Source organism: Thermomicrobiales bacterium, assembly GCA_041390825.1.
In the GTDB taxonomy this organism is placed as follows: domain Bacteria; phylum Chloroflexota; class Chloroflexia; order Thermomicrobiales; family UBA6265; genus JAMLHN01.
In genome coordinates this window covers 1-4964 of the sequence record JAWKPF010000073.1, presented here as the reverse complement: position 1 = coordinate 4964, position 4964 = coordinate 1, and the positions used below count along the sequence as shown (strand labels likewise).

The window sequence follows — 4964 nt, the reverse complement described above, 5'->3', positions numbered from 1 at the left end:
GTCGAAGGGCGGCCGTGAGCCCGGCAATCCCGCCGCCGACAATTGCAATCCGTTTCCGCTCGGTCATACCGCTCGTCCTTTACTTCTCAAACAAAGAGCGGTCCGCATGGGCGAACCGCTCTCTGTGTGTCGCAAAGTGAAATCCTAGATGAAGAGTGGCGCCAGCACCAGCGTGATTGTCGCGAAGAGCTTGATCAACACATGGAGCGACGGGCCGGCAGTGTCCTTGAACGGGTCACCGACGGTGTCACCCACGACCGCGGCATTGTGGGCGTCGGAGCCCTTGCCGAGGACGTTGCCGTTGTCATCCTTGAGATTGCCGGCTTCGATGTACTTCTTCGCGTTGTCCCAGGCGCCACCACCGTTGTTCAGGAAGAGCGCCATGAGCACGCCAGCAATGGTGCCGATCATGAGCAGTCCGGCAGCAGCTTCCCATCCCAGAGCCGTGCCAACCACTACCGGACCCGCGACGGCAAGAAGACCTGGCAGCACCATTTCGCGCAGCGCGGAGCGAACCGAGATATCGACGCAGCGTGCGTAATCGGGCTGGGATGTGCCAGCGATGATGCCGGGGTCGGCTTTGAACTGGCGACGGACCTCTTCGATCATGTCGCCGGCGGCATTGCCGACCGCGCGAATGGCGAGCGAGGTGAAGAGGAACACGATCATCGCGCCGATGAGACCGCCAACGAAGACCTTCGGCTCGGCGACATTGACCACGCGCTCGACTTCATTGCCAACGCCCTTGAAGCGATTGACCTCTTCCAGGAAGGCCGAGAAGAGCAGGAATGCGGCCAGAGCGGCAGTTCCGACGGCGTAGCCCTTGGTGAGCGCCTTGGTGGTATTGCCCACCGAGTCCAGCGCATCGGTCACATCGCGGACCGACTCCGGCTGATCCGACATCTCGACGATACCGCCGGCGTTGTCGGTAATGGGTCCGAACGTGTCCATTGCCAGGATGTATGCGGCCGACATGAGCATACCCATGGTCGCCACCGCGGTGCCGAAAATGCCCGCGGAGACTGCGGCATCAGTCGGGAACTCGACAGAGTGGCCAATGGCATACGACGCGAGCAACGCGGCCGAAATGACGATCGCCGGAAGACCCGTGGTCTCCATACCGACCGAAAGACCAGAAATCATGTTGGTCGCGACGCCGCGCCGCGATTGTTCGGCGATCTCACGAACCGGTCGATAGGTTCCCGCGGTGTAGTACTGCGTGATGAAGAGGAACGCGATCGATGTCACGATCCCGATGACGCCGCAAACAGCGAACTGCCACTGCCCATAGGGGAGCACCCAGTAGCTGACAGCGAAGAGTCCCACCACAGCAAGCGCGGAGACGACATAGAAGCCCTTGTTCAGCTCGCCCATCGGATCGGTGATGGCTCCCTTCGGACGGACCGACAGGAGCCCAATCAGCGAACAGATCACGCCGACAGCGCCGACGAGCGGCGGGAAGAAGATCCATGCGATGTTGTCGTCACCGGAGCCCGGAGAGGCCTTATAGAGGGCGACACCTAGGACCATAGCGCCGATGAACTCGGCTGATGACGACTCGAACAGGTCGGCGCCGCAGCCGGCGCAGTCACCGACGTTGTCGCCGACGAGATCGGCGATCACCGCCAGGTTGCGCGGATCGTCTTCCGGAATGCCAGCTTCGAACTTGCCGACCAGGTCGGCGCCAGCATCAGCGGCCTTGGTGTAAATACCGCCGCCAAGTTGGGCAAAGAGCGCCACAAAGCCTGGCGCCAAACGCCAATCCGACGATCAGTACGGCGTTTCCGCCACGGTCGGCAGCGCGCCTTCAGCGAACTGGTAGACGACCAGGTAGACGCCCGCCACCGAGGAGCGCCAGGGCAACCACCAGGAACCCGGACACTGCGCCACCAGCGCAACAGCGTTCATCGCGTCGGCCAGGCTCTTGCGAGCACCCGCTGCGGTTCGGATGTTGGAGCGCACCGCCACATACATCCCGATGAACCCCGAGATGCCGGAAAGGGCGGCTCCAAGAGAACGAGATCGATGTCTGAGGGCCCGCGTGGACTGGTGATCGTTCTCGAAGTAGACGGAGACGCCAGAGCACCACGGCAACGACGATGGCGAGGAACAATCGTCCGGTATTGACGCCTTCAGATAGGCAAGCGCCCCTTCGAGAATGCGGTCGGAGATGTCCCGCATTTCCGGGGTACCCGTATCCTTCCGCATCACATCGCGAGCAAGATAGATCGCGAAGATGATCGCTATGACGCCAATGATGATGACTTTGGCGCGAGATACGAACGAAGATATCGTCCAAGTTCCCCTCCTCGATTCCCGCATGCGCGAACCATTAGTGCCAAAAGCAGTTTCGCTCTACCGTGGTACACACAAAGAGCCAAGCCTTCGCGAGCAGAACCTTGCCGCTTCGAAGAGTCTTCACAACTGTTGCAGCCGTTTTAGCGTGGTTGTCCGCACCGTTTCTCCTCCCGGCGCGACCACGAAGTTTACCACCGTCGTCGGGGTTGTGCGCTCTCCACAATCAGGACGTCGCAATCAGAACTGCGTTACCGAGATGGTGCGACGGCAGGCGCACCGCTTGCGGGACTCGCGCCACTTCCGAAAGTCATGCCAGGACACGAGGATCTGGGCGGCGTTGAAGATCGATGAGTAGGTGCCGCTGATGACGCCGATGAGCAATGCCAGAACAAAGGTGCGGGTCGATTCGCCGCCAAAGAGGAAGAGCGCCAGCAGCGTGAACACAACTGTCAGCGAGGTGTTGACCGAACGCACGATCGTTTGGGCGAGACTGTAGTTCACGATGCCTTCGAATGTGGGATCGGATTGCCGGGCGAGATTCTCCCGGATACGGTCAAAGACCACGATGGTGTCGTGCACCGAGAATCCAATGATGGTCAGAATCGCGGTGACGAAGAGCGCGTCGACCTGCACACCGAACAACCATCCAAGGATCGAGAAGACACCGAGCACCAGGAAGACATCGTGCAGCATGCCGATGATTGCCGCGGCGCCGTAATGCAGCGGACGTTGAGTGTTTCGGAACGCGAACGCGATATAGGCCAGGATACCCAGCGACGCCACAGCAATCGCCAGGATCGAGCGAGTGGCAACCTGATCGCTCACGGACGATCCCACCGTCGAGATCTGCAGTTCTGTGAACGGCCCGATCTGGCTTGTCAGCGCTTCGGTAAGCTGGGTCTTGAGTTCAGATGGAGTCGCCATCTCCTCCATGCGGATGATGGCGACATTGTCCGTGCCACCGTCTTCCGACGACGTCTGGACGACCGAATCGTCGACGCCGTACTGAGCGAGCACGTTCTTGACTTCCTCGGTCGAAACCGACTTGTCGAACTGAATCTCCCAGATCGTTCCGCCGGTGAAATCGATCCCAAGGTCGAGCCCGTTGATGATCAGCGAAACGAGCCCCGGGAGGATGATGATGATCGAGAGGAGATACCACCATTTGCGATACGTCGCGAGATGTTCGATCACGATCTGCTTCCCCTAGTCCGCGGCGCTCGAGCTGGCCACCGACTTGCGCGTGGTGCCAAGCCACCAGGTGTTGTGAATGCGGGTCGAACTGAGCACGAGGCGCAGGAAGGTGCGCGTAACGGTGTATGCGGTGAACATACTCACCGCGACGCCGATGAAGAGCGTCAGTGCGAACCCGGTGATGATGGTGGCGCCAGTGTATTGGCCGAACCAATAGAGGATTGCGGCGGTAATCATCGACGTAATGTTCGAGTCGCGAATCGATGGCCAGGCATGCGCAAAGCCGTTCTCGACCGCTTGGGATGCCGGTCTACCGAGCCGCAACTCCTCTTTCAGTCTCGAGAAGATGAGGATGTTTGCGTCGACCGCCATACCGATCGACAAGACGAAACCGGCGATGCCCGCAAGCGTCAAGGTGACCGGAATGAGTTTGAACAACGCGAGCACCAGCAGGGTGTAGATCCCGAGCGCAATCACTGACAGGAATCCCGGCAGGCGGTAGTAAATGATCATGAACAGGGCAACGGTGCCGAGTCCGATGATGGCCGCAGTGAGACTCTTGTCGATCGAATCCTGACCGAGCGAAGGGCCAACAACACGGCTCTGGACGACTTCGAGCGGAACCGCCAACGCTCCTGCCTTCAGCTGGACCACCAGGTTGTCGACATCGGCCGGAGCGATGCCCTCGATTTGCCCCTGATCGGAAATGGCTCCGTTGATGACCGGGGAGGAAATGACGGTCTTGTCGATGACGATCGACATCGGACGGCCGATGTTCTGGCTGGTGAAGTCGTAGAACCGGTCAGCAGCGTCTCCGTTCAGTTCGAAGCCGACGACCACCTGACCCAATGGACCAGTCGCGCGGTAGGCGTCCTTGAGATCGGACCCGGAGATGATGGTTTGGAACACCGGCCCATCAGCCGCGGTGTCGTCCATCGATGCTACTGGAGAAGCCTCTGGCGATGCGACTGGGGATCCGTCCACGGCTGTGGGGGAACCAGGAGTAGTGCTCGACGCGGAACCAAGCGTAGTGTTGACGATCGTTCCGGCCGGGAGCACCTGGCCGTTCGTGTCGATGATCTCGAGCAATGCGGTCTGGCGCACGACCTCGACAGCTTCTTCCGGGTCGGTGACGCCGGGAAGCTCGACGATGATCTGATTATTGCCGCGAGTCTGAACCAGCGGTTCGCTGACCCCCAAACCGCCAACTCGCCGTTCGATGGTGTCACGCGTGCCGGACAGCGTGTCCGAATCCAGCTTCTGGCCCTCGGCCGGACGTGCTTCCAGCAATACCTGGACGCCGCCTTGCAGGTCCAGTCCTTCCTGGATCGGGTGGTCCGCCTTGAACGAGCCGACGTCGAGATCTTCGCCGGGGAGCGCGACCCAACCCGCGAAGAGGGTGAGGACGATGATAAATGCGAGTGTTATCCAGGGAGAGATTTTCAACGATGGCACTCCAGTCGCGGCGCGGG

General features: G+C 60.5%; 4 protein-coding genes. All 4 read right to left on the bottom strand.

Going from position 1 to position 4964, the window contains the following annotated elements; genetic code table 11:
- Nucleotides 1-144 precede the first annotated feature (144 nt).
- Nucleotides 145-1755 (bottom strand): sodium-translocating pyrophosphatase, encoded by a 1611-nt coding sequence (locus R2855_19855; protein MEZ4533260.1) that lies wholly within the window; start codon nucleotides 1753-1755, stop codon nucleotides 145-147.
- Nucleotides 1756-1770: 15 nt separating this feature from the next.
- Complete coding sequence (locus R2855_19850; GenBank protein MEZ4533259.1) at nucleotides 1771-2322, bottom strand: sodium/proton-translocating pyrophosphatase; 552 nt, start codon at nucleotides 2320-2322, stop codon at nucleotides 1771-1773.
- A gap of 213 nt (nucleotides 2323-2535) precedes the next feature.
- Nucleotides 2536-3492 carry a protein translocase subunit SecF gene (secF, locus tag R2855_19845; GenBank protein MEZ4533258.1) on the bottom strand — a complete coding sequence of 319 codons (957 nt, stop codon included), beginning with the start codon at nucleotides 3490-3492 and terminating at the stop codon, nucleotides 2536-2538.
- A 12-nt stretch (nucleotides 3493-3504) separates the two neighbouring features.
- Nucleotides 3505-4964: protein translocase subunit SecD (secD, locus tag R2855_19840; protein ID MEZ4533257.1), on the bottom strand; the 1460-nt coding region annotated here is incomplete at its 5' end.

What these genes read in the sequence shown, in the direction of transcription:
- R2855_19850 (MEZ4533259.1), bottom strand. Translation starts at nt 2,322, where the DNA reads ATGCGGGAATCGAGGAGGGGAACTTGGACGATATCTTCGTTCGTATCT.